Raw genomic sequence first — 25,547 nt, 5'->3', positions numbered from 1 at the left:
CTCATCGGTAAGGGTTCGGGGGTGCCCTTTGTCTTTGGCAGGACAGGGCGGGGGCTTGGGTGGAAGCCCGTCGGCGACTTTAACTCTCTGATCGATGATCGATCAAAGGGTTGAGGCGTAAAACCTCTTGATCACGAGAAAGTAGGCACGCGGTGCCGTCAGCGGTGGCACGCGGTGACCGATTTTCGAACGGTTTTCGCAGGTCGGAGCCGTTTGAGCGGGAATGTGCTCGAGTGTCACGCCCGGGGCGCGCAGCCCAGGACGTGGGCCTTCACCAGTTCGGCGATCCGGGGGTCGCGGCGCTTGAAGGCGGCGACCAGTTCCTCGTGCTCCTCCGCGTACGACTGCTGCTGGGTGCCCAGCCAGCGGATCGACAGGGCCGTGAACACCTCGATGCCGAGGCCTTCCCAGGTGTGCAGCAGGACGGAGTTGCCCGCAGCGCGGACCAGTTCGCGGTGGAAGGCGACGGTGTGGCGGACCTGGGCCGTGCCGTCCGACCTGCGGTCGGCCTCGTACAGGGCGTTGACATGCGGTTCCAGCGCCGAGCAGTTCTCCGCCAGGCCCTGGGCGGCCAGCTCCGCCGCGATGGCCTCCAGGCCGGCCCGGACCGGGTAGCTCTCCTCCAGGTCGGCGGCGGTCAGGTTCCGTACGCGGACGCCCTTGTTGGGGGCGGACTCGATCAGGCGCAGGGACTCCAGTTCGCGCAGGGCCTCGCGGACCGGGGTCTGGCTGACCTCCAGCTCCGTGGCGATCCGGCGCTCGACGATCCGCTCGCCCGGCTGCCAGCGTCCGCTGATGATCCCCTCCAGGATGTGCTCGCGGATCTGCTCGCGCAGCGAGTGGATGACGGGCGCGGTCATGTGGGCTCCTTAGGCGGGATTGACGTTTAGACAATACGGCCGGTTAGCTCCGTGGGCGGGGTGGGTGGGGGTGTCTTGGTGCAGGTGAGACGAGACTTACATAGGGGGTGTGAGCTTGTCGTTTCGGCTGACGGTTGTGTGTGGCTGGTCGCGCAGTTCCCCGCGCCCCCAAGCAAGTGCCCCCGCCCGGAGATGATCCGAGCGGGGGCACCGTACTGCCGTAGCGGCGTCGGAGATCAGAGGCCGAGCTCGACCTCGAACTCGCCTGCCTCCAGGATGGCCTTGACCGCCGTCAGGTAGCGGGCGGCGTCGGCGCCGTCCACCAGGCGGTGGTCGTAGGACAGGGTCAGGTACGTCATGTCGCGGACGCCGATGACCGTGCCCTCCTCCGTCTCGATGACGGCGGGGCGCTTGACCGTGGCGCCGATGCCGAGGATGGCGACCTGGCCCGGCGGCACGATGATCGTGTCGAAGAGCGCGCCGCGCGAACCGGTGTTGGAGATGGTGAAGGTCGCGCCGGACAGCTCGTCCGGGGTGATCTTGTTGGCGCGGACCTTGCCCGCGAGCTCCGCCGTGGCCTTGGCGATACCGGCCAGGTTGAGGTCACCGGCGTTCTTGATGACCGGGGTCATCAGGCCCTTCTCGGAGTCCACCGCGATACCGACGTTCTCGGTGTCGAAGTAGGTGATGGTCCCCTCGGCCTCGTTGATCTTGGCGTTGATCGGCGCGTGCGCCTTCAGCGCCTGGGCTGCGGCCTTGACGAAGAACGGCATCGGGGACAGCTTCACGCCCTCACGGGCCGCGAAGGAGTCCTTGGCCCGGCCGCGCAGCTTCATCAGACGCGTGACGTCGACCTCGACGACCGAGGACAGCTGGGCCTGCTCCTGCAGGGCCTTGACCATGTTGTCGCCGATGACCTTGCGGATCCGCGGCATCTTGATGGTCTGGCCGCGCAGCGGCGAGGTCTCCAGCACCGGGGCCTTCTTCGAGGCGGCCGGGGCGGCCGCGGCCGGAGCCGGGGCAGCGGCGGCGGCCTTCGCGGCCTCGGCGGCGGCGATGACGTCCTGCTTGCGGATACGGCCGCCGACGCCGGTGCCCTTGACGCCGGCCAGGTCGACGCCGTTCTCCGCGGCGAGCTTGCGCACCAGCGGGGTGACGTAGGCGCCGTCGTCGGCCGGCTTGGCGGCGGCCGGAGCGGCCGGGGCCTGGGCCGGAGCCGGGGCGGGCGCCGGAGCGGACGGAACCGGCTCGGGAGCCGGGGTCTCCTGCTGCTGCGGGGCCGGAGCCGACGGAGCCTGCGGGGCCGGGGCGGGCTGCGCCGGGGCCGGAGCCGGGGCGGGCTCGGGCTGGGCCGGAGCGGCCGGGGCCTCCTGCGCCGGGGCAGCGGCCGGAGCCGCACCCGCGACGCCGATGACGGCGAGCTTGGCACCGACCTCGGCGGTCTCGTCCTCGCCGACCACGATCTCCAGCAGCGTGCCCGCGGTGGGCGCCGGGATCTCGGTGTCGACCTTGTCGGTGGAGACCTCGAGCAGCGGCTCGTCGGCCTCGACGCTGTCACCGACCGACTTCAGCCAGCGGGTGACGGTGCCCTCGGTGACGGACTCGCCGAGCGCGGGCAGGACCACGTCCGTGCCCTCGGCGGAGCCGCCGCCGGCGGCGGCGTCGGCGGTGGGAGCGGGCGCCGGAGCGGCCTGCTCGGTGGACGGGGCGGCCGGGGCCGGCTCGGGAGCGGGCTCGGCGACCTGCTCCGCGGCGGGGGCCGGGGCGGCGGCGGGCGCACCGCTGCCGTCGTCGATGAGGGCCAGCTCGGCGCCGACCTCGACGGTCTCGTCCTCGGCGACCTTGATGGAGGAAAGGACGCCGGCTGCGGGGGAGGGGATCTCGGTGTCGACCTTGTCGGTCGAGACCTCGAGCAACGGCTCGTCGGCCTCGACGCGCTCACCCTCGGCCTTCAGCCAGCGGGTGACAGTGCCCTCGGTGACGCTCTCGCCGAGCGCCGGAAGGGTTACGGAAACCGCCATGGTTTCGGTTGCTCCTTACGGAAAGTGCGGAAGTCTGTGTCGTCGCTTCTCGACCGAGGGGGTCAGTCGTGCGAGTGGAGGGGCTTGCCGGCCAGGGCCAGGTGGGCCTCGCCGAGCGCCTCGTTCTGCGTCGGGTGGGCGTGGACGAGCTGCGCGACCTCGGCGGGCAGCGCCTCCCAGTTGTAGATCAGCTGGGCTTCGCCGACCTGCTCGCCCATGCGGTCACCGACCATGTGGACGCCGACCACGGCACCGTCCTTGACCTGGACGAGCTTGATCTCGCCCGTGGTGTTCAGGATCTTGCTCTTGCCGTTGCCCGCGAGGTTGTACTTCAGAGCGACGACCTTGTCCGCGCCGTAGATCTCCTTGGCCTTGGCCTCGGTGATACCGACGGAGGCGACCTCCGGGTGGCAGTACGTCACCCGCGGGACACCGTCGTAGTCGATCGGAACGGTCTTCAGACCGGCCAGACGCTCCGCCACCAGGATGCCCTCGGCGAAGCCGACGTGCGCGAGCTGGAGGGTCGGGACCAGGTCACCGACGGCGGAGATGGTCGGGACGTTGGTGCGCATGTACTCGTCGACCAGCACGTAGCCGCGGTCCATGGCGACGCCCTGCTCCTCGTAGCCGAGGCCGGCGGAGACCGGGCCGCGGCCGACGGCGACCAGCAGGACCTCGGCCTCGAACTCCTTGCCGTCGGCGAGGGTGACCTTGACACCGTCCTGGGTGTACTCGGCCTTCTCGAAGAACGTGCCCAGGTTGAACTTGATGCCGCGCTTGCGGAACGCGCGCTCGAGCAGCTTGGACGAGTTCTCGTCCTCGACCGGCACGAGGTGCTTCAGGCCCTCGATGACCGTGATGTCCGCACCGAAGGACTTCCAGGCGGAGGCGAACTCGACGCCGATGACACCGCCGCCGAGGACGATGGCCGACTTCGGCACACGGTCCAGGACGAGGGCGTGGTCGGAGGAGATGATGCGGTCACCGTCGATCTCCAGGCCGGGCAGCGACTTCGGCACGGAGCCGGTCGCGAGCAGCACATGGCGGCCCTGGACGCGCCGGCCGTTCACATCGACGGAGGTGGGGGAGGACAGCCGGCCCTCGCCCTCGATGTACGTCACCTTGCGGGAGGCGACCAGGCCCTGCAGGCCCTTGTACAGGCCGGAGATCACGCCGTCCTTGTACTTGTGGACGCCGGCGATGTCGATGCCCTCGAAGCTGGCCTTCACACCGAACTGCTCGCTCTCGCGGGCCTGGTCGGCGATCTCGCCCGCGTGCAGCAGAGCCTTGGTGGGGATGCATCCCCGGTGCAGGCAGGTCCCGCCGACCTTGTCCTTCTCGATCAGGGCGACGTCCAGGCCCAGCTGCGCCCCGCGCAGCGCCGCGGCGTAACCACCGCTGCCACCGCCGAGGATCACTAGGTCGAAAACGGTGCTGGCGTCGTTCGCCACGTCACGTCCTCCATGCATGTGCGCCGTACGCCGGTCTTCACTGACCGGCAGGCGGCTGGTGTCCGGCCGCTCGTTCTTCGGCCCTTCGGTGGGGCCCTGTCCTGCCGAGCCCCATCTTCGCACTTGTCGACACACAAAGAGACGCCGGGCTGCTGTGTGAGACGCCCCACGTTCAGATGAGAGACGCCCCCCGAGGGGAGTCGCCCCTGCAAGGGGCGCGGGGAACTGCGCGACCAGCCCCCACGCCCCCGCACTCGCCACACAACCGGCGAGCCCGAGCTAGGAGGCGAACTCAGCCAAGGTCACCCGAAGCCGTCAGCTCGGCAAGCCGCACCAGCGTCCGCACAGCCGACCCCGTGCCGCCCTTCGGTGTGTACCCGAAAGGCCCGCCCTCATTGAAGGCCGGCCCCGCGATGTCCAGGTGCGCCCAGGTGATCCCCTCGCCCACGAACTCGCGCAGGAACAGCCCGGCGACCAGCCCGCCGCCCATCCGCTCGCCCATGTTCGCGATGTCGGCCGTGGGGGAGTCCATCCCCTTGCGCAGGTGCTCCGGCAGCGGCATCGGCCACGCCGGCTCCCCGACCTCCTCCGCGGCCTCGTGCACCGCGGAGCGGAACGCGTCGTCGTTGCCCATGATCCCGAACGTCCGGTTGCCCAGCGCCAGCACCATCGCCCCGGTCAGCGTCGCCACGTCGACGATCGCGTCCGGCTTCTCCTGGGAGGCCGCCCACAGCGCGTCGGCCAGCACCAGCCGGCCCTCGGCGTCGGTGTTGAGCACCTCCACCGTCTTGCCGCTGTACATCCGCAGCACGTCACCCGGACGGGTCGCGGAACCGGAGGGCATGTTCTCGGCCAGGGCGAGCCAGCCGGTGACGTTGACCTCCAGGCCCAGCCGGGCGGCGGCGACGACCGCGGCGAACACGGTGGCCGCGCCGCTCATGTCGCACTTCATCGTCTCGTTGTGACCGGCCGGCTTCAGCGAGATGCCGCCCGAGTCGTAGGTGATGCCCTTGCCGACGAAGGCGAGGTGCTTCTTCGCCTTCGAGGAGCTGTACGACAGCTTCACCAGGCGCGGTCCCGCCGCCGAGCCGGCCCCGACGCCGAGGATGCCGCCGTAGCCGCCCTTCTCCAGGGCCTTCACGTCGAGCACCTGCACCTTGATGCCGTGCTCCTTGGCCGCGGCCTGCGCGACCGCGGCGAACGCCTCGGGGTTCAGGTCGTTCGGCGGGGTGTTGATCAGGTCGCGGGCGCGGTTGAGCTCCTCGGACACGGCGGCGGCACGCTCGATCGCCGCCTTGTACGCCTTGTCGCGGGGCTTGCCGCCGAGCAGGGCGACCTCGGCGAGAGGGGCCTTGCCGTTCTTCGCCTTGGCGTCCTTGCCGTTGTCCTTGTAGGCGTCGAAGGAGTACGCGCCGAGCAGCGCGCCCTCGCCGATCGCGCCGGCGTCGGCGGCGTCGGTCAGCGGCAGGGCGAAGGCGGCCTTCTTGGTCCCGGTCAGGGCACGGGCGGCGACGCCGGCGGCCCTGCGCAGGGCCTCGGTGTCGTAGTCGGCGTCCTTCTCGGGCACCGCGCCCAGGCCCACCGCCAGTACGAGCGGTGCCTTGAAGCCGGACGGTGCAGGCAGCTTCGTCATCTCGCCCTCGGCACCGGAGGCGCCGAGAGTCTCCAGGACGCCGGCGAGCTTGCCGTCGTACGCCTTGTCCACGGCCTCGGCGCCCGGTGCGACGACCGGCCCCTTGGCGCCCTTGGCGACACCGATCACGATCGCGTCGGCCCGCAGACCGGGCGCCGCGGCGGTGCTGAGAGTGAGAGCAGTCACGGTGGTGAAATCTCGCTTCCGATGTGAAGTTGCGATGGTCGAACGGTGTGGGTCGACCGGGCCCGAGCCGACCCTATTCCGACTCCGGGTCTGGCGATCACGGGGCCTTCCCCGGTGCGGCGAACACTCGACGACGAGACTACGCGCGTGGTCGCGTTCGCTCATTACTGCGGGTGTTCACCTGTCGGTCGCGTAGTAGCCATTTCTTGATCCCGCATGGCGGTGAACTCGGTCACACTCGCCCGGATCCGGCGAGAGTCCCGCTCTCCGCTTTGCATGATTTTCACTGATCCTCCTCTGTTCGGCCTCTGTTCGACCGCAAGGGGATCTCTGGGATCTTCTGGGGGAGGAACCATGGCGCAGCGTGCGCGCACCTGGCGGAACACGGCCGCCGCGATGACGGCGGCAGGCATGATCACGGCCGGGGCGGTGGCGCCCGGGGCGGCGGCCGCGGAGGAACCACGCATCGATCTCAAGGTGCTCGTGGTGGACAACGGCGACAGCCCCGTCCAGGCCGTCACCGCTCAGCTCAGAGACACGGGAGTCCCGTACACCACCGTCGACCTGAACGACTCCGGCCGCCCGAGGATCACCGAGTCGTTCCTGAGCGACACGGTGAACGGCAGACCCCGCGCCAAGTACCAGGGCGTCGTCCTGCCCAACGAGGCCCCGTTCGGGGCGGGCTCCGCCGAGCAGACCGCCCTGGAGACGTACGAGCGGACGTACGGCATCCCGCAGGTCGACGCCTACACCTGGGCGCACCCGGAGGTCGGCCTCGACTACACCAGCGAGGGCGGCTGGGCGGGCTCCCTCGACGGACGCGAGGCATCCGTCACCGCGGCCGGGAAGGCGAGCCGGTTCGGCTACCTCGAAGGAACGTTTCGCTTCGAGGACAACGCCCCGGCCGTGCAGGAGAGTTACGGCTATGCCGCCCGGCCCCGCCCCGGCTTCACGAGCTACGTCGACATCCCCGTGCCCGGCGGCACCGGCCGCGGCAGCCTCGTCGGCGAGTACGCCCACGACGGCCGCCGCGAACTCGTCGTGACCTTCGCCTACAACAGCGACCAGCAGCAGTTCCGGCTGCTCGCCCGCGGCATCGTCGAGTGGCTCACCCAGGGCGTGCACCTGGGGCAGACCCGCAACTCCTTCGCGGTGCACGTCGACGACGTGTTCGCCCCGGACAGCCGCTGGGACACCGAACGCGACTGCACCCCGGGCGACTTCGACTGCGCGGGCGGCGACGGCGAGGGCACCACGCCGATCCGCATGACCGCGGAGGACGCCGCCTACGCCGCCCAGTGGCAGCGCGAGCACGGCTTCACCATGGACATGGTCTACAACGCCGGCTCCGGCGAGGAGTGGAAGACCGAGCACGGCGGCACCGACGCCCTCACCGACCGGCTGCTCGCCGACAAGGCGCAGTACCGCTGGGTCAACCACACCTACACGCACCCCTTCCTCGGCTGCGTCCAGGACACCTCCAGCGTGCCGTGGAGCTGCGCCAAGAACGCCGACGGCTCGGTGAAGTACATGAGCCGCGCCGAGATCGCCGCGCAGATCCGCGACAACCACAACTGGGCCGTGGGCAAGGGCCTCCCCGTCGACCGCGCCGAACTCGTCACCGGCGAGCACTCCGGCCTGAAGACGCTGCCCCAGCAGCCCGCCGACAACCCGAACCTGGCCGGTGCCCTCGCCGACACCGGCGTCAGGTGGATCGCCTCGGACAACTCCCGCGAGCCCGGGCAGCGGGCGGTCGGCAACGCGCTGACCGTCCCGCGCCACCCGATGAACGTGTACTACAACGTGGGCACCGCGGCCGAGATGGCCGACGAGTACAACTGGATCTACACCTCGCGCGGTGACGGCGGCAGCGGCGTCTGCGAGGACAACCCCACCTCGACCTGTCTGGACGAGCCGCTCGACACCACCACCGGCTACGCCGAGCACATCGTCCCGCAGGAGGCGCGCACCGCCCTCGGCCACGCCCTCGCGGGCGACCCCAGACCGCACTACGCGCACCAGTCCAACCTGGCCGAGGACAGGCTGCTCTACCCGGTCATGGAGCAGGTGCTCGCCGACTACCGGGCACTGTTCGCCGACAGCACCCCGCTGGAGAACCCCCGGCACAGCGCCATCGGCACCGAGGTACAGCGCCGCGCCGCCTGGCAGACCGCCCTGACGAACGGCCGCGTGACGGCGTACCGCATCGGCACCACCGTCACGGTCACGGCCCCGTCCGGCACCCAGATCCCGCTGACCGCCCCGGAGGGCACGAAGAAGCAACTCCTGCTGGGCACCACGGCCTTCGGCACCCCGTACGCGGGCTCCCGCTCGGCCTGGACGACCCCGGCAGCACTCCAGTCGGCGCTCACGCTGAGGCTCCCGTAAAGGGGGCGCGGGGCTGTATCTGACATGCGGCTCCGCCGCGGGGCGCGACCAGCCACGACGGACCCGCACTCGGCATCCGGGCAGCAGCTCCCCGCACACGATCCGCACCACAGGGGGAAACACCGCATGAGGCGAACAGGCCGTCATGTCACCATGCTCACCGAAGGCACCTACCCACACGTCCACGGCGGCGTCAGCACCTGGTGCGACCAACTCGTCAAGGGCATGCCGGAGGTCGACTTCCACATCGTCTCCCTCACCGGCAACGGCCGTGAACCCGTCACCTGGGACCTCCCGCCCAACGTCTACGCACACACCTCGGTCCCCACCTGGGGCCCCCGCCCCGGCCGCGCAAGGCCCCCCTACGGCAAGTCCCGCCGCCGCTTCACCGACACCTACGAGCGTTTCCTGCTCTCCTTCCTCGACCCCGGCTCGCCCACCGACTTCGGCACGTCCCTGAACGAGCTGGCCGAACTCGCCCGGGACGGACGCCTGTCGGCCGCGCTGCGCACCGAGTCGGCGCTGCGGTCGCTGATGTGGATCTGGACGATGCCGCATCTGCCGACCGCCGCCGCACGGCCCACCGTGCACGACGCGCTGACCGCGACCGACCTGCTGGAACACGCCCTGCGCCCGCTCGGCGTCCGCGTCCCGGAGGACTCCGTCGCCCACGCCGTCAGCAGCGGCCTCGCGACCCTGCCCGCGCTCGCCGCCCGCCACCTCGACGGCGTACCGTTTCTGCTCACCGAGCACGGCATCTATCTGCGCGAGCGCTACCTCGGCTACCGCCGCGACGCCCAGCGCTGGCCCGTGAAGGCGTTCATGCTCGGCTTCTACCGCGAGCTGAACTCGTACGGCTACCGCGCCGCCGATCTGATCACCCCGTGCAACCAGTACAACCGCCGCTGGGAGGAGCGCGGCGGCGCCGACGCCGGCAAGATCCGCACGGTCTACAACGGCGTCGACCCGGCCGCGTTCCCGCACGCCGGACCCGAGCCCGAGGTACCCACCCTCTCTTGGTGCGGCCGGATCGACCCCATCAAGGACCTGGAGACCCTGATCCGCGCCTACGCGATGGTGCGTGCCGAGATCCCCGCGACCCGGCTCAGGCTCTTCGGCCCGGTCCCGCCCGGCGGCGAGGCCTACCGCACCCGGCTGGAGAAGCTCGCCGCCGAACTGGGCGTCACCGACGGCCTGACCTTCGAGGGTCGTATCACCGAGGTCTGGCGGGCCTACGCCGCCGGGCACGTCGTGATGCTGTCGTCGATCTCCGAGGGCTTCCCGTTCTCCATCATCGAGGCCATGTCCTGCGGCCGTACGACGGTGTCGACGGATGTCGGCGGGGTGCGCGAGGCCGTCGGCGACACGGGCCTGGTCGTGCCCCCGCGCGAGCCGGAGAAGATGGCCGCCGCCGCGCTGACCCTGCTCAAGGACGACGAACGGCGCCTGGAACTGGGTGCGTTGTCGCGCCAGCGCGTCATCGACCGGTTTACCCTGCGCCGCTCGGTGGACGCGTTCCGCACCGTCTACAAGGAACTCGCGGGCGAGGACGAGGTGTACGAGCCCACGCTGGAGACGGTCGCCGACTGGACCCTGGAGCTGCGCGACCCCTGGTACGCCGGGGCGGCGGACGGGGCCGGCCGGTGAGCGGCAGCGTCTGGCTCCCCCCGGGCTCCCGCCCGGACACCCTCCCGTACATCCCCCGGCAGCGCGCCACGCCGAGCTGGGCCCGGCCCGACCCGGTCGACGAACTCGCCGCCCGGCTGGAGGACTTCATCGCCGCGGCCGTCCACCCGGACGAGATCGCCGCCCTGCTGGAGTCCGACGGCCTCTCCGACGACCAGATACGCGAGCGGTACGGCGTCAAGAACTCCTTCGCGCTCGCCGAGACCCTCTACGAACGCGTCGAACGCCGCTACCCCGAGCCCGACGGCCCGGTGCCCGACCCCTGGCGGACCAGTCTGCTCGGCTGTCTGCTGCGCGGCGTCGTCTTCGCCCTGCCCGGCCTCGCCTATGTCCTCGGCGCACCCCTGTTCGCCGGCGACCACGACTTCGGCCTCCCGCCGGGCACGGTCCCGCTGCTCGCCGGCGCCCTGTGCGGCTGGACGTGGAACCAGGGCCTCGCCCACCGGGCGTACGCGTGGCTGGGGCTGGGCGACCGGACGGCCGCCCGGCGCGCCCTACTGCTCGGCGCCCCGGCCGGAGCCCTGCTCGGCTCCCTGGTCTCCCTGGCCTGTGCGGCCGGCGCGGCCCCGGCGGTGGTCGTCTTCGCCGCCGGGCAGTCCTGCTATCTGGCGGCGGCGACCGTCCTGCTGGTGATGGGCCGCGAACGGCTCCTGCTGGCCGCTCTCGCGCCGATGGCGACGGGCGCGGTCCTCTCCCTGGCCGACCCGCTGCCGGAGGCCGTGAGCCTGGTTCTCCTACTGGGCTCCCTGGCGGCCGTGGCGGCCCTCGCCGCGCGTGAAGTGGCACCGGCCGTGAAGGAGGAGGGCGGGTGGACCGCGGGCCTCGCCGCCCTGCTGCCCTTCGGCGCGTCCGGCGCCGCCCCCCGGCGCCCCGCCGGGCCCCGGCTCACGGACTCCCTGCCGTACGCCCTGTTCGGGCTCGCCACCGGCGTCCTCGTGCTGTACGCGGCCCTCGGCGACGTCCTCGCCGGTGAGACCGGCAGCGCGGTCGCCGCCCCTGCCGCCGTGGCCCTCACCCTCAGCATGGGCCCAGCGGAGTGGCTGCTGTATCGGTTCCGCAGCGACAGCCTCGCCGCCCTGCGCTCCAGCGGCACCGCCGGGGCCTTCCGGCGCACCACCGTCCTCACCGTCGTCGCATGCCTGGCCGCCTACCTCGCCACCCTGCTCTTACTGAGCATCGCCGCCTCCGCCCTGTGGCCGCACTCCCCGGCCCCCGGCGGCATTCGGCTGGCGGTGCTGCTTCTGCTGGGCGTGGTGCTCTGGACGGGTCTGCTGCTCCAGTCGTTCGGCGCGGTGACCGGCGCGACGGCGGTGTGCTGCGCCGCGGCCCTCGCCCAGACCCTGCTCCTCGTCACACACACCGGGGACCCGCACCCGGCGGCTCTTGCCGTGTACGGCACGGCGACCGTCGTCCAAGGCGCCCTGGTGTGCGCCCTGCTGGGGAGGGCAACAGCCCACCGATGAGCACTCTCCTGGTCCCGTACTACGAGCACCCGTCCGTACGCCCCGCCGAATGGGAGGCGATCGTGGCCGCCGCGCCCCGCCTCTACGGGGTGGTCCTCAACCCGGCCAGCGGGCCCGGCGGCCGCCCCGACGCGGCCTTCGCCGAGGTCGCCGCCCGGCTGCGGGGCGCGGGCGTCCGGGTGCTCGGGTACGCCGACACCGGCTACGGCCGCCGCGCCACCACCGACGTCGTCCGCGACCTCACCCGGCACCGCGACTGGTACGGCACCGACGGCGCCTTCCTCGACCAGGTCCCCTCCGGGCCCGAGCAGTTCGAGTACTACCAGCGACTGGCGGTGGCCGCCTGGGGCGTCGGCTGCGGCACCCTCGTCCTCAACCACGGCACGGCACCGCACCCCTGCTACGCCCGCATCGCCGACGTCCTCGTCACCTTCGAGGGCACCTGGGCGTCGTACCGCGCGCTGCGCCCCGAGCCGTGGCCCGGCGGCGCCGACGTACGGCTGTGCCACCTGGTGTACGACGTGCCGCCCGACGCCGACCCGGAGGGCCTGGCCAGGGCGCGGGGCGCGGCGGTGCACTGTGCGGTGCCCGGCAGCGGCGATCATCCTTGGGGCACACTGCCGTACACCCTGCACCACCCGGAGAACACCCCGTGAGACGCACGTCCCTGCTCGTCGCCCTGCTCGTCCTGCTGCTCGCCGGCTGCGCCCAGAAGGAGGCCGACGACAAACCGGGCCCGCGCTGGCAGCCACGGCCCGGCACCGCCTGGCAGTGGCAGCTCAGCGGGCGCCTGGACACCTCCGTCGACGTCCCGGTCTACGACATCGACGGCTTCGACCACTCCGAGGCCACCGTCACCCGCCTGCACCGCGAGGACCGCAAGGTCATCTGCTATCTGTCCACCGGCGCCTGGGAGGAGTTCCGCCCGGATGCCGGGAAGTTCCCGAAGTCCGTCCTCGGGCGCGGCAACGGCTGGAAGGGCGAACGCTGGCTGGACATCCGCCGCACCGACGTCCTGGAGCCCCTCATGGCGGCCCGCATCGACATGTGCCGCGACAAGGGCTTCGACGCGGTGGAGCCCGACAACATGGACGGCTACCGCAACGAGACGGGCTTCCCGCTGAAGGCCGCCGACCAGCTCCGCTACAACCGCCTCATCGCCCGCCTGGCCCACGACCGGGGCCTGGCCGTCGGCCTCAAGAACGACCTGGACCAGATCCCCGAGCTGGTCGGGGACTTCGACTTCGCGGTCAACGAACAGTGCGCCCAGTACGGCGAGTGCGCGGCCCTGAAGCCGTTCGTCGACGCCGGCAAGGCCGTCTTCCACGTCGAGTACGAGGTGCCCACCCGCCGCTTCTGCGCCGAGTCCCGCCGCCTGAAGCTCAGTTCGCTGCTCAAGAAGTACGAACTGGGGGTGTGGCGACAGGCCTGCTGAACCCGGCACCGGAGACCGCCGTGCCCGCCACCCGGTCGGCGAGGGAACGCCGGCCGGGGGAGAGGACCGGCAGCGCGTTCAGCAGGAACAGCGCCACCGCGACCGCCCACACCAGCACCGACAGCACGACCTGCCCCTCGACCAGCAGCACGCAGGCGACCGCGTACACGGCGACGTCCGCCGTGGTGGTGACGGCGGCCCGCCGCGCGGCCCGGCGCGGAAGGCTCGGGGTGACCCTCAGCCCGGCCAGGGCCTTGCCGACCGTGCGCCCGGCCAGCGCCAGGCACCCCCACTGGTAGAGGAACACCGTCAGCACCAGCAGCCCGAAGGCCTGCTCGACATACAGCACCGACTTGTTCCACAGCGTGAGCCCCAGGTCCTGGGAGGCGTCGACGACGTCACCGCGCGAGGTCAGCAGGTCGAAGCCGCCGCGGGTGGCCAGCTCGGGCACGTCGGTGACGAGCGCCGATATCCGGTGGAAGGTGAGCACGGCGAGCGCCGAGGCCAGCGCCACCACCAGTGCGAAGTCGACGGACCAGGCCACGGCACGGCGCAGCTTCGGCATGAACATCCCCCGATGACTTGTGTGTTCGGGGGACGAAGCTAGCGGCTGGACGGCCGGGGCAGGAGGGCGACGAGGAGATCGTTTCAGCCCAGTGACAGAACGACCAGCGCCGTCGTCGCCGCCGTCTCAGCGAGCCCGCCGAACACATCACCGGTGACCCCGCCGAAGCGGCGCGTGCAGTGCCGTAGCAGCGCTTCGGCGGCGGCCAGGGAGAGGACGACCGCGCACACGGTCCGGGCCACGTCGTACGGCCCCCAGCAAGCACTCACCGCTGCCGCCGCCCCCGTGACGCCGACGGCGGTGAGCAGCGCCCCGCGCAGGGGCACCACGCCCGCCACCGCCGCCCCCAGCCCCTCCGGGCGGGCCGCCGGCACCCCGTCCCGGGCCGCCATGGTCAGCGCCAGCCGGGCGACCGTCGCGGAGACGACCGCCGCGAAGGCGCCCCGGGCCCAGGAGGCGTCGTAGGCCTGGGCGAGGGCGGCGACCTGCGCGAGCAGGACGAGGACGAGAGTGATGACCCCGAACGGCCCGATGTCCGACTGCTTCATGATCCGCAGCGCGTCCTCGGCGGGCTTCCCGCTGCCCAGCCCGTCGGCGGTGTCCGCGAGCCCGTCGAGATGCAGCCCCCGGGTGAGGACGGCCGGCACGGTGGCGGTGGCCACGGCGGCGAGCAGCCCGCCCGCGCCGAGGAACAGCAGCACCAGCCCGACGGCGGCGGCGGCCACGCCGACGGCCAGCCCCGCCAGCGGAGCGCCGAGCATGCCGCCGCGCGCGGCCTCCCGGTCCCACCGGGTCACCCGGACCGGGAACACCGTCAGGGTGCCGAAGGCGAAGCGGAGACCGTCGAGGGGCGAGGTTGCGGGCACCGGCGCAGGCTACCGGCCGGTCAGGAGAGCGGGCACGGCGGCCGAGGATAAAGTTCACATATGGGATGGTTCGAGCGGAACATCATGGAACCCGGCAAGCTGCCGCTGCTCCTCGCTCTCGTCTCGTTCGTGATGACTTTTCTGATCACCCGGGGCATCACCCGTCTCATCCGGGCGGGCAAGGGGCCCTTCCGCAACATCAGCAGCAGCGGCGGCGTCCACGTCCACCACGTGGTCCCCGGCGTCATCCTGACGATCGTCGGCGGCTTCGGCGCGGTCGCAGGCGGCCAGCACGGCTTCGGCTCGTGTCTGGCCGCAGTGCTCTTCGGCATCGGTGCCGGACTCGTCCTCGACGAGTTCGCCCTGGTCCTGCACCTCGCCGACGTCTACTGGACCCCGGACGGCCGCAAGAGCGTCGAGATGGTCGTCCTCACCGCCTCCCTCGTCGGCCTGCTCCTGCTGGGCTTCTCGCCGCTGGGCGTCAACGACCTCTCCGAGGACCAGCAGCAGAACCGCGCCGTCGTCCTCGCCAACGTCGTCGTGAACTTCGGGTTCGCCCTCATCGCCCTGTTCAAGGGCAAGGTCCGCCTCGCCGTCCTGGGCGTGATCATCCCCCTCGTCGCCCTGATCGGCGCCGTACGGCTGGCCCGCCCCACCTCGCCGTGGGCCAAGCGGTTCTACCGCAACCGCCCCCGCGCCCGGGCGAAATCCGGCCTGCGGGCCTACCACCACGACCGCCGCTGGGTGGGCCCCCGGCGCAGATTTCAGGACTGGATCGGCGGCGCGCCCGACCCCGAGCCCGTCCGGTCCCTCGAACACCACTGACGCAGCGCACCGGCCGTGTACAGCACCAGCACGGCCGTGATCGCCGCCAGATGCTCCTTCCCCGCGAGGTTCTCCTTCAGAGCGACCTCGGCCACCATGGCCACGATCACCGCCGCCGCCGTGGCATACGCGCGATAGCGCAGACCCAGCCAGACGGCCAGCCCCACCACCGCCGCAGAGGGCCCGGTGTCCACGACCCGCGCGTCCGAGGCGGGCAGGCCCAGCGGGGAGTCCGGGCCCAGCCAGATGCCCAGGCGGGCGTAGAGCGTGCCCGTGAGCGTCGCGAGGTAGGCGATGAGCAGGGCCCGCCGCCACCCCAGGCAGAGCTCCGCGATGCCGAACACCAGCAGGATCTGCGCCAGCGCGCCCCACACCGGCAGATCCAGCGCGGGCACGAACAGCGACAGCGGCGTCCGCAGCAGCGCGAGCCACAGCGGGTCCTCGGCCCGCACGGCGCCGATGTCCTGCACGAACCCGTAGCCCCACGACTGGTTGTGCACGAAGTGCAGCACGGACGTCAGACACACGGCCCCGGCCGCCATCGGCACCGCACGCAGACGCCGCTCCCGCAGCGGCCCGCGCACAGCGGCGTACAGCGGCCCCCATTCGGCACGGGCCCAGCGGGCGAGCGTGGTCATCGAGCGGTCGTCCTCGTCCGTGCGTCGGTACGTCTGAGGGTGTCTGCGACTCAGTCAAACCGACACCACGTTCCAAGACCGACCGGAACGGGACGAAGTTGAGCCAGGTGTGCGTGACCTGGATCGCTACTGCTCGGCGGGAGCCTCCGAGGTCTCCTCCTCCACCGGCTCCTCCGACTCCTTCGGCTTCTCGGGCAGCTCCGCCGCCAGCGCCGCCGCGGCCTGCACCAGGGGGAGCGCCAACAGCCCGCCCGCACCCTCGCCGACCGTCACACCCTGGGTCAGCAGCGGCTCCAGGGCCATCCGGTCCAGGGCCTTCGCCTGCCCGGGCTCGCCGCTGTCGTGCGCGGCCAGCCACCAGTCCGGTGCCCGGAACGCGATCCGCTGCGCGACCAGCGCGCACGCGGCCGTCACGACCCCGTCGAGCACCACCGGCAGCTTCCGCACGGCGCTCTGCAGCAGGAAGCCCGTCATCGCCGCGAGATCGGCCCCGCCCACCGTCGCCAGCAGCTGCAACTGGTCCCCGAGCACCGGCCGGGCCCGGCGCAGCGCGTCCCGGATCGCCGCGCACTTGCGCATCCAGGCCAGATCGTCGATCGCCAGCCCGCCACGCCCGGTGACGACCGACGCGTCGACCCCGCACAGCGCCGCGACCAGCACGCCCGCCGCCGTCGTCCCGCCGACGCTCACATCGCCGAGCACCACCAGATCCGTACCGGAGTCGGCCTCCTCGTCGGCCACCGCGACCCCGGCCCGGAACGCCGCCTCGGCCTCCTGAAGGGTCAGCGCGTCCTCGATGTCGATCCGCCCGCTGCCGCGCCGCACCCGATGCCGTACGACGTCCTCGGGCAGGGCCTCGGGGTCACAGTCCAGGCCCATGTCGACGATCCGCACCGGCACGCCGAGCCGCCGGGCGAGCACCGAGACGGGCCTGCCGCCCTCCAGCACCTCGCGCACCAACTCCCCGGCGCCGCCCGCCGGCCGGGCCGAGACGCCCAGCTCCGCGACGCCGTGGTCACCGGCGAAGAGCACCACCCGCGGCCGGTCTACCGGCCGTACCGGCACTGCGGACTGCGCCGCCGCCAGCCACTCACCCAGGTCGTCGAGGCGGCCCAGCGATCCTGGCGGCACGATCTGCCGCTCCCGGCGCGCCTCGGCGTCACGGCGTACCCCGCCGTCCGGACGCTCGATCAGATCGGTGAAGTCGTCGAGATTAAGCGAGCTCATTCGCCGAACAGTACCGGCACCGATCGAACAGCACGGCGCCACATCGCGACTCCGTCACGGCGCCACATCGCGACTCCGTCACGGCGACGTCGTTGCACCCAAGATCGGCATCCCATACGTTCCCGTTTGCAGCGGATTGTCGTACGTCCTTGCCGTACGTCTCGCGCCACTGCCGTACGCCTCGCGCCCGGGAGCCGCCCATGCCCGAACTTCCCGCCCCCTCCGTCCCCCAGGCGCCCGCGCCGGTCCACGAACCGCGCCGCGAGGACTGCCCCTGGTGCGGTTCCGGCCGACTGCGCAACCGGCTGCGCACCGGTGACCTCCGGCAGTACAAGCCCGGCAACTTCACCGTCGACGACTGCCGCGACTGCGGCCACACCTTCCAGAACCCCCGCCTCACGGCCGAGGGCCTCGCCCACTACCGCCGGACCGCGCGCGGAGCGCCCAGGGACCCCACGGCCGACGCCCTCGTCGCACTGCGCGCCGGACAGCACCGCCACCGGTCGGCCGCCCGGGCGATGCTGCGGTTCGGGGAGCCGGAGAGCTGGCTGGACGTGGGGACGGGCCACGCGCGCTTCCCGGCGACGGCCCAGGAGTTCTTCCCCTACACCTCCTTCGACGGCCTGGACGACACCCCGGACGTGGTCCGGGCCGTCTCCGCCGAACGCGTCGAGGAGGCCCACGTCGGCCGGCTGTCGGACCCCCGGATCTCCGGCCCGCTGCGCGCCCGCTACGACGTGGTCAGCATGCTCCACCACCTGGAGGGCTCCCGCGACCCCCGCGCGGAACTCCACGCCGCCCTCCACGTCCTGCGCCCCGGCGGCCACCTGCTCATCGAGACCCTCGACCCCCGCAGTGTCTTCGCCGCGCTCCTGGGCCGCTGGTGGCTCCCCTACGACCAGCCCCGCCACCTCCATCTGCTGCCCCCGCGCAACCTCCGGGCCGAACTGGAGACGACCGGCTGCACGGTCCTCACCCTCGACCACTGCCCCACCCACATCCCCCACGACCTCTCCGGCGCGACATCCCTGGCCCTCTCCCACGTCCTCCCGGCCCCGGACACCCCCTGGCGCGCCATCCCCCCACCCCCCTTCCGCCGCCACACCCGCGAGGCCCTCCTCCGAGCAGGCCTCCCCCTGGTCGGCCTGGCGTCCCTGACGGACCACCTACTGGCCCCCCTGTCCCGCCGCACCCGCCTGGCGAACACCTACCGCGTCATCGCCCAAAAGACCCCCTAGCCGCCGGCATACGCGCCCCCCCGCCGCCGGCATACGCGCCACCCCCCGCCGCCGGCACGCGCGCCGCCCCGTCGCCGGCATACGCGCCGCCCCCAACCCCCTAGCTGCGGGCGCGCGCGCCGCCCCGCCGCCGGCACGCGCGCCGCCCCCCAACCCCCTAGCTGCGGGCATGCGTGCCGCTAGGGGCGGCACGGGTGGGCGCAGCGGCACCCCGCACCGCCGGGCCGCGGACCCACCCGCCCCCAGCCCCGACGCCCCGCACCGCTCACCCCCGCAGCACCACAGCCTGCCCCGCCACCACCAACAGCACCTGCTCACACTGCTCCGCGAACCCCGCGTTCAACCGCCCCAGTTCATCCCGATACCGCCGCCCCGACGCAGTCGCCGGCACGATCCCCGACCCCACCTCGTTCGACACGGCGACAACCGCCCGCCGACTGGAACGCACCGCCTCCGTCAACTCCCGCACCCGCTCCCGCAACGCCTTCTCCCCCCGCTCCGCCCACACCGCGTCGTCCCACGCCCCGACGGAGTCCATCGCATCCGTCAGCCACAACGACAGACAGTCGACCAGCACCGGCGGCCCCTCCTCCGCCAGCAGCGGCACCAGATCGCAGGTCTCCACCGTCCGCCACGACCCCGGCCGCCGTTCCCGGTGCGCGGCGACCCGCACCGACCACTCGGTGTCCCCGTTGCGCGACCCGCCCGTCGCCACGTACAGCACGTCGGGAAAGGCCTCAAGCCGCCGCTCGGCCTCCACCGACTTGCCCGACCGCGCCCCGCCCAGCACCAGCGTCCGCCGCGGTACGTCCGGCACGTCCTCGTACGCCCCCACCGCCAGCGTCACCCCGTCCGGCACCGCCCGCGCCCCCGCCGCCGCGAGCCGCCGCCCGAGCTCCGGTCCCGGCGGCACGTCGTGGTCCAGATGGACGGCGACCACATCGGTCGTCGGCCCCACCGCCCCCACCGCCCGCAGCTTCGCCAGCGCGTCCGGCCGCCCCGCGACATCCGCGAGGACCATGTCGTACGGCTCCGTCGGTTCCGCCAGCCCCGCCGGCGCCCCGCCCGGCGGCAGATACAGCAGCCGCTGACCCTCCGGCCCGGTCACCGCGTACCCCGTGCCCGGCGCGTCCATCGCCACCGCCCGCACCCGGTGCCCCGTCAGCAGCGTCAACTCCTGCCCGTCCGGCACCCGTCCGGGTTGCGGCACCCCGGCAGGCACCTCGACCGCGGGCCCGTCGTGCGGATGCGACAACAGCACCTGCCGTACGCCGGTCAGCGAACGCCCCGCCCGAGCCGCCGCGAACGCCGCTCCGGGCGTCAGGTCGAGCAACAGCGCCCCGTCCAGCAGCAACGCGGTGGCCGCCCGAGCGTCTGGCCCGAGAGCGGCGGCACAAGCCGCACAGGGACAGTCAGGGCGGGGAAGTCCCGCGGGTGCACCGGTGCCGAGCAGAGTAAGTTCCACGCCCCCGATTCTCACCCGTCGCGATGTGTCATGCGTGACGGCGACGCCCCCAGGGGCGCGGGGAACTGCGCGACCAGCCCAATGCGGCCCGCACCCGCCCAAGAACCCGCACTCCCGCAACGCCTGTAACGCCCCACTCGGCGAAACGCTTAGGCTCGGCACAGGAGCCGGACCAAGATCCGGCTCCCGTTGTGCAGGCTGTGCAGTGTGCTCACACACATGGGAGGCGTACATGGCGGCATGGACGTGGCGGTTCGAGAAGACCGACGGGACTGAGGTCCAGCCCGCGGTACCGCCGGAGGACTTCCCCACCCAGGGGGATGCCGAGTCCTGGATCGGGGAGCACTGGAAGGAGCTGCAGGAAGGCGGCGCCGACCAGGTGCGTCTGTTCGAGGACGCCACGGAGATCTACGGCCCGATGAGTCTGCACGCGGCCGAGGCGTGAGCCCGGGGGCGGGGGCCGACGGCCCTCGCCCACCCCCACTTCTTTGGCTGTGTCAGCCCCGAACACCGCACAGGTGCAGCAGCGCCGCCACCCCGCGGTACGGATCCGTCCGCCCGGCCCTCTCCTCCACCGCGAGCAGCGTCTGGGCGTCGTCCGGGACCTCGTCGCCGTCAGCCGCCGAGTCGGTGAACACGCTCACCCCGTACCAGGCGTGCAGCGGCGCCCCGATCCCCGCGAGCGTCGACGTCAGGTCCTTCAGCCGGTCGGCCCGTACGTCGAGCCCCAGCCGGACGGGGGTCCCCCCGTTCGAGTCTTTTCGAGAATGGGGGAGGTTGGCGGTCGTGTCGAAGGCGGTCAGCGCGTCGGCCCAGGCGCCGGACAGCCCCGGCCGCAGTGCGAGCGCGTCCCCGTTGCGCACGAGCAGGGACAGCAGTCCGCCGTGCGCGAGCATCCGGGCGAGACCCGCCAGCAGCGGGTCGGGCTCCTCCACGTACATGAGCACGCCATGACACAGCACCACGTCGAAGGCGCCCGGCAGGAAGTGCACACCGGTGTCCCGGCCGTCGCCCTCGATGATCCGCATCCGCTTCCGGATGCCCTCGGGTTCCCCCGCGAGGGACTCCCGCGCCGCGGCGACCGACTTCGGGTCCTGCTCCAGACCGGTCACCTGGTGCCCGGCCCGGGCCAGCCGCAGCGCCTGCGTGCCCCGGCCCATGCCCACGTCGAGCACCCGCAGCCGCTGGCCGACCGGGAACCGCCCGGATATCTGCTCGTCCAGCTGCCGGGCGACCAGCTCCTGCCGGACCACATCGCGCAGCCCCACCGGCCCGGAAACCCGGGCGTCCGCCGCGCTCTCGGAAAACGGCGTCGTGGTCAGGGCCGCTCTCCGCGCTTGACCTGCGGCTTCGGCAGCCGGAGCCGACGCATCTGGAGGGAGCGCATCAGGGCGTAGGCGACCGCGCCACGCCTGTTCTCGCCGGCGAACCGCTCGGCCAGCTGCTTCTTCAGGCGGAAGGCGGAGACGAACGAGTCGAGCACGATCAGCACGATCACCACGAGCCACAGCAGCAGCGCGATGTTCTGCAGCGAGGCCACGCGCACCATGCTCAGCACGAGGATGACCACGGCCATCGGCAGGAAGAACTCCGCGATGTTGAACCGCGAGTCGACGAAGTCGCGCGCGAACCGGCGGACCGGTCCCTTGTCGCGGGCGGGCAGATACCGCTCGTCGCCGCTGGCCAGCGCCTGGCGCTGGCGCTCCATCGCGGTACGGCGCTCCGCGCGCTGTCGCTTGGCGGCCTCCTTGCGCGTCGTCGACGTGTTGGCCACGCTGCGGCGCTGCGACTGGGCCGCGCTGCGCTTGGGCGTGGGGCGGCCCTTGCGGGCCTCGGGGTGACGGGGCTGACTGGAGTCGGTCTCCGGCGCCTTCACGGCGTCCTGGGCCTTCTCATCCTTCGCACGGCTACGGAACACAAAACCCAAGGGTAAGGGCTTCCGGGCATGGACCCCAGTCCCGTGGGGAACGATCCGGCAACACCAGTCGTCTGTATGGGGACAGAGGGGACGATGTGTACGGCACCGGCGGTTTCCCGGGAAGTACGCCTCCGGTAACCCCGGGGACCACCTACTCCCTACGCCGGAGCGGGACCGTCCACAGTCGTCCTTGGGGATGAGCGCATCCGTCCCCGAACAGTGCGGTAATGGATGCAGGGCCCGTACTGTGGGTTCTGTCGCAGGAGCTGGAGCCGGTTCGGTCAGAAGGGGGCGCGCGAAGCCCATGAGCGGTGTCATGAAGCGTATGGGGATGATCTTCCGCGCGAAGGCGAACAAGGCCCTTGACCGGGCCGAGGACCCGCGCGAGACCCTCGATTACTCGTACCAGAAGCAGCTGGAGCTGCTCCAGAAGGTGCGCCGCGGCGTCGCCGACGTGGCGACCAGCCGCAAGCGCCTGGAGCTTCAGCTCGCCCAGCTGAACAAGCAGTCCTCCACGCTGGAGGACCAGGGCCGCAAGGCGCTCGCGTTGGGCCGTGAGGACCTGGCCCGTGAGGCGCTGTCCCGCCGGGCCGCCCTCCAGCAGCAGGTGACCGACCTGGAGACGCAGCACGCGACGCTGCAGGGCGAGGAGGAGAAGCTCACCCTCGCGGCCCAGCGGCTCCAGGCCAAGGTCGACGCCTTCCGTACGAAGAAGGAGACGATCAAGGCGACGTACACGGCGGCCCAGGCGCAGACCCGGATCGGCGAGGCCTTCTCCGGCATCTCGGAGGAGATGGGCGACGTCGGCCTGGCGATCCAGCGCGCCGAGGACAAGACGGCCCAGCTCCAGGCCCGCGCCGGCGCGATCGACGAGCTGCTCGCCTCCGGGGCGCTGGACGACCCCTCCGGCATGCACAAGGACGACATCCAGGCCGAGCTGGACCGGCTCTCCGGTGGTACGGATGTAGAGCTGGAACTGCAGCGGATGAAGCAGGAGCTGGCCGGGGGCCCCGCCGCCGGGCAGCAGGCCATCGAGGGTGGTGGCACGAGCCAGTCGCAGCAGCAGGACCGGCAGCAGCCGCAGGACACCCCGCGCTTCGACAAGCAGTAGGGGCCCACGCCTAGGAGGGCGACATGATCGTACGGATCATGGGGGAGGGCCAGGTGAGGCTGGCCGACGGCCACCTCACCGAACTGAACAAGCTGGACGACGAGCTCCTGGCCGAAATGGAGAACGGCGACGGCCCGGCCTTCCGCCGCACCCTCCAGGCCCTGCTGACCAGGGTCCGCGACCTCGGCGACCCCCTCCCGGACGACTCCCTGGAACCCTCGGAACTGATCCTCCCGTCCCCGGACGCGACCCTGGAGGAAGTCAGGGACTTCCTCAGCGACGACGGCCTGATCCCGGGCTGACCCACCCAGCCGCGGCATCCGTGCCTCCCTGGCTGCGGGCATGCGCACCGCCTCAGCTGCGGGCGCCCGTCCCGCTTAGCTGCGGGCATGCGTGCCGCTAGGGGCGGCACGGGTGGGCGCAGCGGCACCCCGCACCGCCGGGCCGCGGACCCACCCGCCCCCAGCCCCGACGCCGAGCACTTCACACAAACACAGCCGGTCCGGTTACCGTAAACAGCCGTGAGCACACTCGCGCGGGCCAAAGTCCAGGCCAAGGCGCACCCCCTCGCCGTAGACGCCGTCCTGGCCGCAGGCGTCCTGACCTGCATGGTCGCCGGCTCCCTCGTGGAGCCCCGCCACCGCGACACCGTCAACTGGGTCCTGCGCACCCCCGACCCCCTCAGCCTCGTCCTGATGGTCCTCGGCGCCGCCGCCCTGGTCTTCCGCCGCCGCGCCCCCATGACGGTCCTGGCCCTCACCGGCACGTTCTCCGTCATCGAGTCCGTCACCGGCGACCCCCGCGCCCCCGTCGCCATGTCCGCCGTCATCGCCCTGTACACCGTCGCCTCCACCACCGACCGCCCCACCACCTGGCGGGTCGGCCTGCTCACCACGACCGTGCTGACCGGCGCCGCCATGGCCGCCGGACCGCTGCCCTGGTACGCCCAGGAGAACCTCGGCATCGTGGCCTGGGCCGGCATCGGCGCCACCGCGGGCGACGCCGTCCGCAGCCGCCGCGCCTTCATCCAGGCCATCCGGGAACGCGCCGAACGCGCCGAACGCACCCGCGAGGAGGAGGCCCGCCGCCGGGTCGCCGAGGAACGCCTGCGCATCGCCCGGGACCTGCACGACGTCGTCGCCCACCACATCGCCCTGGTCAACGTCCAGGCCGGCGTCGCCGCCCACGTCATGGACAAGCGCCCCGACCAGGCCAAGGAGGCCCTCTCCCACGTCCGGGAGGCCAGCCGCTCCGCCCTCAACGAACTGCGGGCCACCGTCGGCCTGCTCAGACAGTCCGGTGACCCGGAGGCCCCCACGGAACCCGCCCCCGGCCTGGACCGCCTCGACGAACTCGCCGGCACCTTCCGCAACGCCGGGCAACGCATCGAGGTCGCCCGCACCGACCAGGGCACCGCCCTGCCCGCGGCCGTGGACCTGGCCGCCTACCGGATCATCCAGGAGGCCCTCACCAACGTGCAGAAGCACGCCGGGCCGCACGCCAAGGCCGAGGTCAGCGTCGTACGGGTCGGGCCGAACATCGAGATCACCGTGCTCGACGACGGCAGCGGCGAGGACGCCGACCCGGGCAGCGGCGGCGGCCACGGCCTGCTCGGCATGCGGGAGCGCGTCACCGCCCTGCGCGGCACCCTCACCACCGGTCCCCGCTACGGCGGCGGCTTCCGCGTCCATGCGATCCTGCCGGTCAAGAACCGCACACCGACCGGGGAGGACCCCGCATGACCATCCGTGTCCTGCTCGCCGACGACCAGGCACTGCTGCGCAGCGCCTTCCGGGTGCTCGTCGACTCCGAGCCCGACATGGAGGTGGTGGGGGAGGCGTCCGACGGCGCCGAAGCGGTGCGGATGACCAAGGAGCAGCATGCCGACGTCGTCCTCATGGACATCCGGATGCCCGGCACCGACGGTCTCGCCGCGACCCGCATGATCAGCGCCGACCCCGAACTCGCCGACGTCCGCGTGGTCATCCTGACGACGTTCGAGGTCGACGACTACGTCGTGCAGTCGCTGCGCGCCGGCGCCTCCGGCTTCCTCGGCAAGGGCTCCGAGCCCGAGGAACTGCTCACCGCCATCCGCACCGCCGCCGGAGGCCAGGCCCTGCTGTCCCCGGCGGCCACCACCGGCCTCATCGCCCGCTTCCTCGCCCAGGACCCGGCCGACGACAACGAGCGCGACCCGGCCCGCGCCGAGCGGCTCGACTCGCTCACCGGGCGGGAGCGCGAAGTGCTCGTCCAGGTCGCCGGAGGACACTCCAACGACGAGATCGCCGAGCGTCTGGAGGTCAGCCCGCTGACGGTGAAGACGCACGTCAACCGGGCCATGGCCAAGCTGGGCGCCCGGGACAGGGCCCAGCTCGTGGTCACTGCGTACGAGTCCGGACTGGTCCGTCCAAGGGTGGAGTGAGCCCGGCCCGGGTGTACTGCGCCCGGAGTATGCGCGGCATAAGGAAATGGACCTGGGGCCTACGAATCCGGGGTCCCCGATGGCTCAGGGTGTTAGGGCGGGTGCTCATCTGCGCGCTCGCTGCCGCTTCTGCCGCTAACAGAAGAGAG

General features: G+C 72.3%; 23 protein-coding genes. 12 read left to right on the top strand and 11 right to left on the bottom strand.

All coding sequences use genetic code 11. The features are described 5' to 3' along the window. Positions 1-236: 236 nt before the first annotated feature. From ACIBK5_RS13945 to ACIBK5_RS13930, 4 genes are all read right to left on the bottom strand, one after another. On the bottom strand, positions 237-860 hold the full coding sequence (locus tag ACIBK5_RS13945) for a GntR family transcriptional regulator (protein WP_399019283.1): 624 nt from the start codon (positions 858-860) through the stop codon (positions 237-239). A 236-nt stretch (positions 861-1,096) separates the two neighbouring features. Beyond that, entirely contained in the window at positions 1,097-2,881 is a 1,785-nt protein-coding gene (sucB, locus tag ACIBK5_RS13940; RefSeq protein ID WP_399019281.1) for a 2-oxoglutarate dehydrogenase, E2 component, dihydrolipoamide succinyltransferase, read from the bottom strand. 62 nt (positions 2,882-2,943) lie between these two features. Next, positions 2,944-4,332, bottom strand: coding sequence for a dihydrolipoyl dehydrogenase (gene lpdA, locus ACIBK5_RS13935; RefSeq protein WP_399019279.1), 1,389 nt, complete (start codon positions 4,330-4,332; stop codon positions 2,944-2,946). 292 nt (positions 4,333-4,624) lie between these two features. Then, positions 4,625-6,151, bottom strand: coding sequence for a leucyl aminopeptidase (locus ACIBK5_RS13930; protein ID WP_399019277.1), 1,527 nt, complete (start codon positions 6,149-6,151; stop codon positions 4,625-4,627). Between the two features lie 354 nt (positions 6,152-6,505). Here ACIBK5_RS13930 and ACIBK5_RS13925 point away from each other — a divergent pair, with 354 nt between their 5' ends. The 5 genes from ACIBK5_RS13925 (at position 6,506) to ACIBK5_RS13905 (ending at position 13,123) form a co-directional block, all read left to right on the top strand. Further along, positions 6,506-8,539, top strand: coding sequence for a hypothetical protein (locus ACIBK5_RS13925; protein WP_399019276.1), 2,034 nt, complete (start codon positions 6,506-6,508; stop codon positions 8,537-8,539). A 126-nt stretch (positions 8,540-8,665) separates the two neighbouring features. Next, the gene (gene pelF / locus ACIBK5_RS13920; protein ID WP_399019274.1) at positions 8,666-10,186 is read left to right on the top strand and encodes a GT4 family glycosyltransferase PelF; all 1,521 of its coding nucleotides are present in this window, start codon (positions 8,666-8,668) and stop codon (positions 10,184-10,186) included. Next, positions 10,183-11,688, top strand: a complete 1,506-nt coding sequence (locus ACIBK5_RS13915) for a hypothetical protein (RefSeq protein ID WP_399019271.1) — start codon at positions 10,183-10,185, stop codon at positions 11,686-11,688. The genes pelF and ACIBK5_RS13915 overlap by 4 nt, the downstream gene beginning before the upstream one ends. Continuing rightward, positions 11,685-12,344, top strand: a complete 660-nt coding sequence (locus ACIBK5_RS13910) for a spherulation-specific family 4 protein (RefSeq protein ID WP_399019269.1) — start codon at positions 11,685-11,687, stop codon at positions 12,342-12,344. The genes ACIBK5_RS13915 and ACIBK5_RS13910 overlap by 4 nt, the downstream gene beginning before the upstream one ends. After that, positions 12,341-13,123, top strand: coding sequence for an endo alpha-1,4 polygalactosaminidase (locus ACIBK5_RS13905; protein ID WP_399019267.1), 783 nt, complete (start codon positions 12,341-12,343; stop codon positions 13,121-13,123). Before ACIBK5_RS13910 ends, ACIBK5_RS13905 begins: the two co-directional genes overlap by 4 nt. Here ACIBK5_RS13905 and ACIBK5_RS13900 read toward each other — a convergent pair. Continuing rightward, positions 13,083-13,688: an RDD family protein gene (locus ACIBK5_RS13900; protein ID WP_399019266.1), complete on the bottom strand. Its 606-nt coding sequence runs from the start codon at positions 13,686-13,688 to the stop codon at positions 13,083-13,085. The genes ACIBK5_RS13905 and ACIBK5_RS13900 overlap by 41 nt on opposite strands. 83 nt (positions 13,689-13,771) lie before the next feature. Further along, on the bottom strand, positions 13,772-14,554 hold the full coding sequence (locus ACIBK5_RS13895) for an adenosylcobinamide-GDP ribazoletransferase (protein WP_399019264.1): 783 nt from the start codon (positions 14,552-14,554) through the stop codon (positions 13,772-13,774). Between the two features lie 60 nt (positions 14,555-14,614). Here ACIBK5_RS13895 and ACIBK5_RS13890 point away from each other — a divergent pair, with 60 nt between their 5' ends. Continuing rightward, on the top strand, positions 14,615-15,379 hold the full coding sequence (locus ACIBK5_RS13890; RefSeq protein WP_399019262.1) for a hypothetical protein: 765 nt from the start codon (positions 14,615-14,617) through the stop codon (positions 15,377-15,379). On the opposite strand, the gene ACIBK5_RS13885 is transcribed toward ACIBK5_RS13890, so the two are convergent. Together ACIBK5_RS13885 and cobT are read right to left on the bottom strand one after the other, a co-directional pair. Continuing rightward, a complete protein-coding gene (locus ACIBK5_RS13885; protein ID WP_399019260.1) occupies positions 15,319-16,017 on the bottom strand; it encodes a hypothetical protein in 699 nt (232 codons plus the stop codon). The two genes, ACIBK5_RS13890 and ACIBK5_RS13885, sit on opposite strands and share 61 nt — an antisense overlap. Positions 16,018-16,143: 126 nt before the next feature. Further along, the gene (gene cobT / locus ACIBK5_RS13880) at positions 16,144-17,244 is read right to left on the bottom strand and encodes a nicotinate-nucleotide--dimethylbenzimidazole phosphoribosyltransferase (RefSeq protein WP_399019258.1); all 1,101 of its coding nucleotides are present in this window, start codon (positions 17,242-17,244) and stop codon (positions 16,144-16,146) included. A 200-nt stretch (positions 17,245-17,444) separates the two neighbouring features. On the opposite strand from cobT, the gene ACIBK5_RS13875 reads away from it, so the two are divergent. Next, positions 17,445-18,482 carry a class I SAM-dependent methyltransferase gene (locus tag ACIBK5_RS13875; protein WP_399019256.1) on the top strand — a complete coding sequence of 346 codons (1,038 nt, stop codon included), beginning with the start codon at positions 17,445-17,447 and terminating at the stop codon, positions 18,480-18,482. Positions 18,483-18,747: 265 nt separating this feature from the next. Here ACIBK5_RS13875 and ACIBK5_RS13870 read toward each other — a convergent pair whose 3' ends face one another. Continuing rightward, positions 18,748-19,947: a bifunctional adenosylcobinamide kinase/adenosylcobinamide-phosphate guanylyltransferase gene (locus ACIBK5_RS13870; RefSeq protein ID WP_399019254.1), complete on the bottom strand. Its 1,200-nt coding sequence runs from the start codon at positions 19,945-19,947 to the stop codon at positions 18,748-18,750. A gap of 232 nt (positions 19,948-20,179) precedes the next feature. On the opposite strand from ACIBK5_RS13870, the gene ACIBK5_RS13865 reads away from it, so the two are divergent. Continuing rightward, positions 20,180-20,392, top strand: coding sequence for a hypothetical protein (locus ACIBK5_RS13865; protein WP_382841179.1), 213 nt, complete (start codon positions 20,180-20,182; stop codon positions 20,390-20,392). Between the two features lie 52 nt (positions 20,393-20,444). Here the strand turns inward: ACIBK5_RS13865 and ACIBK5_RS13860 are convergent, their stop codons facing one another. Both ACIBK5_RS13860 and ACIBK5_RS13855 read right to left on the bottom strand, forming a co-directional pair. Continuing rightward, a complete protein-coding gene (locus ACIBK5_RS13860; protein WP_399019992.1) occupies positions 20,445-21,185 on the bottom strand; it encodes a class I SAM-dependent methyltransferase in 741 nt (246 codons plus the stop codon). An 80-nt stretch (positions 21,186-21,265) separates the two neighbouring features. After that, positions 21,266-21,865: a DUF3043 domain-containing protein gene (locus ACIBK5_RS13855; protein WP_399019252.1), complete on the bottom strand. Its 600-nt coding sequence runs from the start codon at positions 21,863-21,865 to the stop codon at positions 21,266-21,268. A 325-nt stretch (positions 21,866-22,190) separates the two neighbouring features. Here ACIBK5_RS13855 and ACIBK5_RS13850 point away from each other — a divergent pair, with 325 nt between their 5' ends. From ACIBK5_RS13850 to ACIBK5_RS13835, 4 genes are all read left to right on the top strand, one after another. Then, positions 22,191-22,976, top strand: a complete 786-nt coding sequence (locus ACIBK5_RS13850; RefSeq protein ID WP_399019990.1) for a PspA/IM30 family protein — start codon at positions 22,191-22,193, stop codon at positions 22,974-22,976. A gap of 23 nt (positions 22,977-22,999) precedes the next feature. Further along, entirely contained in the window at positions 23,000-23,278 is a 279-nt protein-coding gene (locus ACIBK5_RS13845) for a hypothetical protein (protein ID WP_215121952.1), read from the top strand. Positions 23,279-23,497: 219 nt separating this feature from the next. Further along, on the top strand, positions 23,498-24,718 hold the full coding sequence (locus tag ACIBK5_RS13840) for a sensor histidine kinase (RefSeq protein WP_399019251.1): 1,221 nt from the start codon (positions 23,498-23,500) through the stop codon (positions 24,716-24,718). Continuing rightward, the gene (locus ACIBK5_RS13835; RefSeq protein WP_399019249.1) at positions 24,715-25,398 is read left to right on the top strand and encodes a response regulator; all 684 of its coding nucleotides are present in this window, start codon (positions 24,715-24,717) and stop codon (positions 25,396-25,398) included. Before ACIBK5_RS13840 ends, ACIBK5_RS13835 begins: the two co-directional genes overlap by 4 nt. Positions 25,399-25,547: the final 149 nt, after the last annotated feature.

The organism is Streptomyces sp. NPDC050546 (assembly GCF_044457425.1).
Lineage (GTDB): Bacteria > Actinomycetota > Actinomycetes > Streptomycetales > Streptomycetaceae > Streptomyces.
This window is presented reverse-complemented; position numbering and strand designations above follow the sequence as displayed.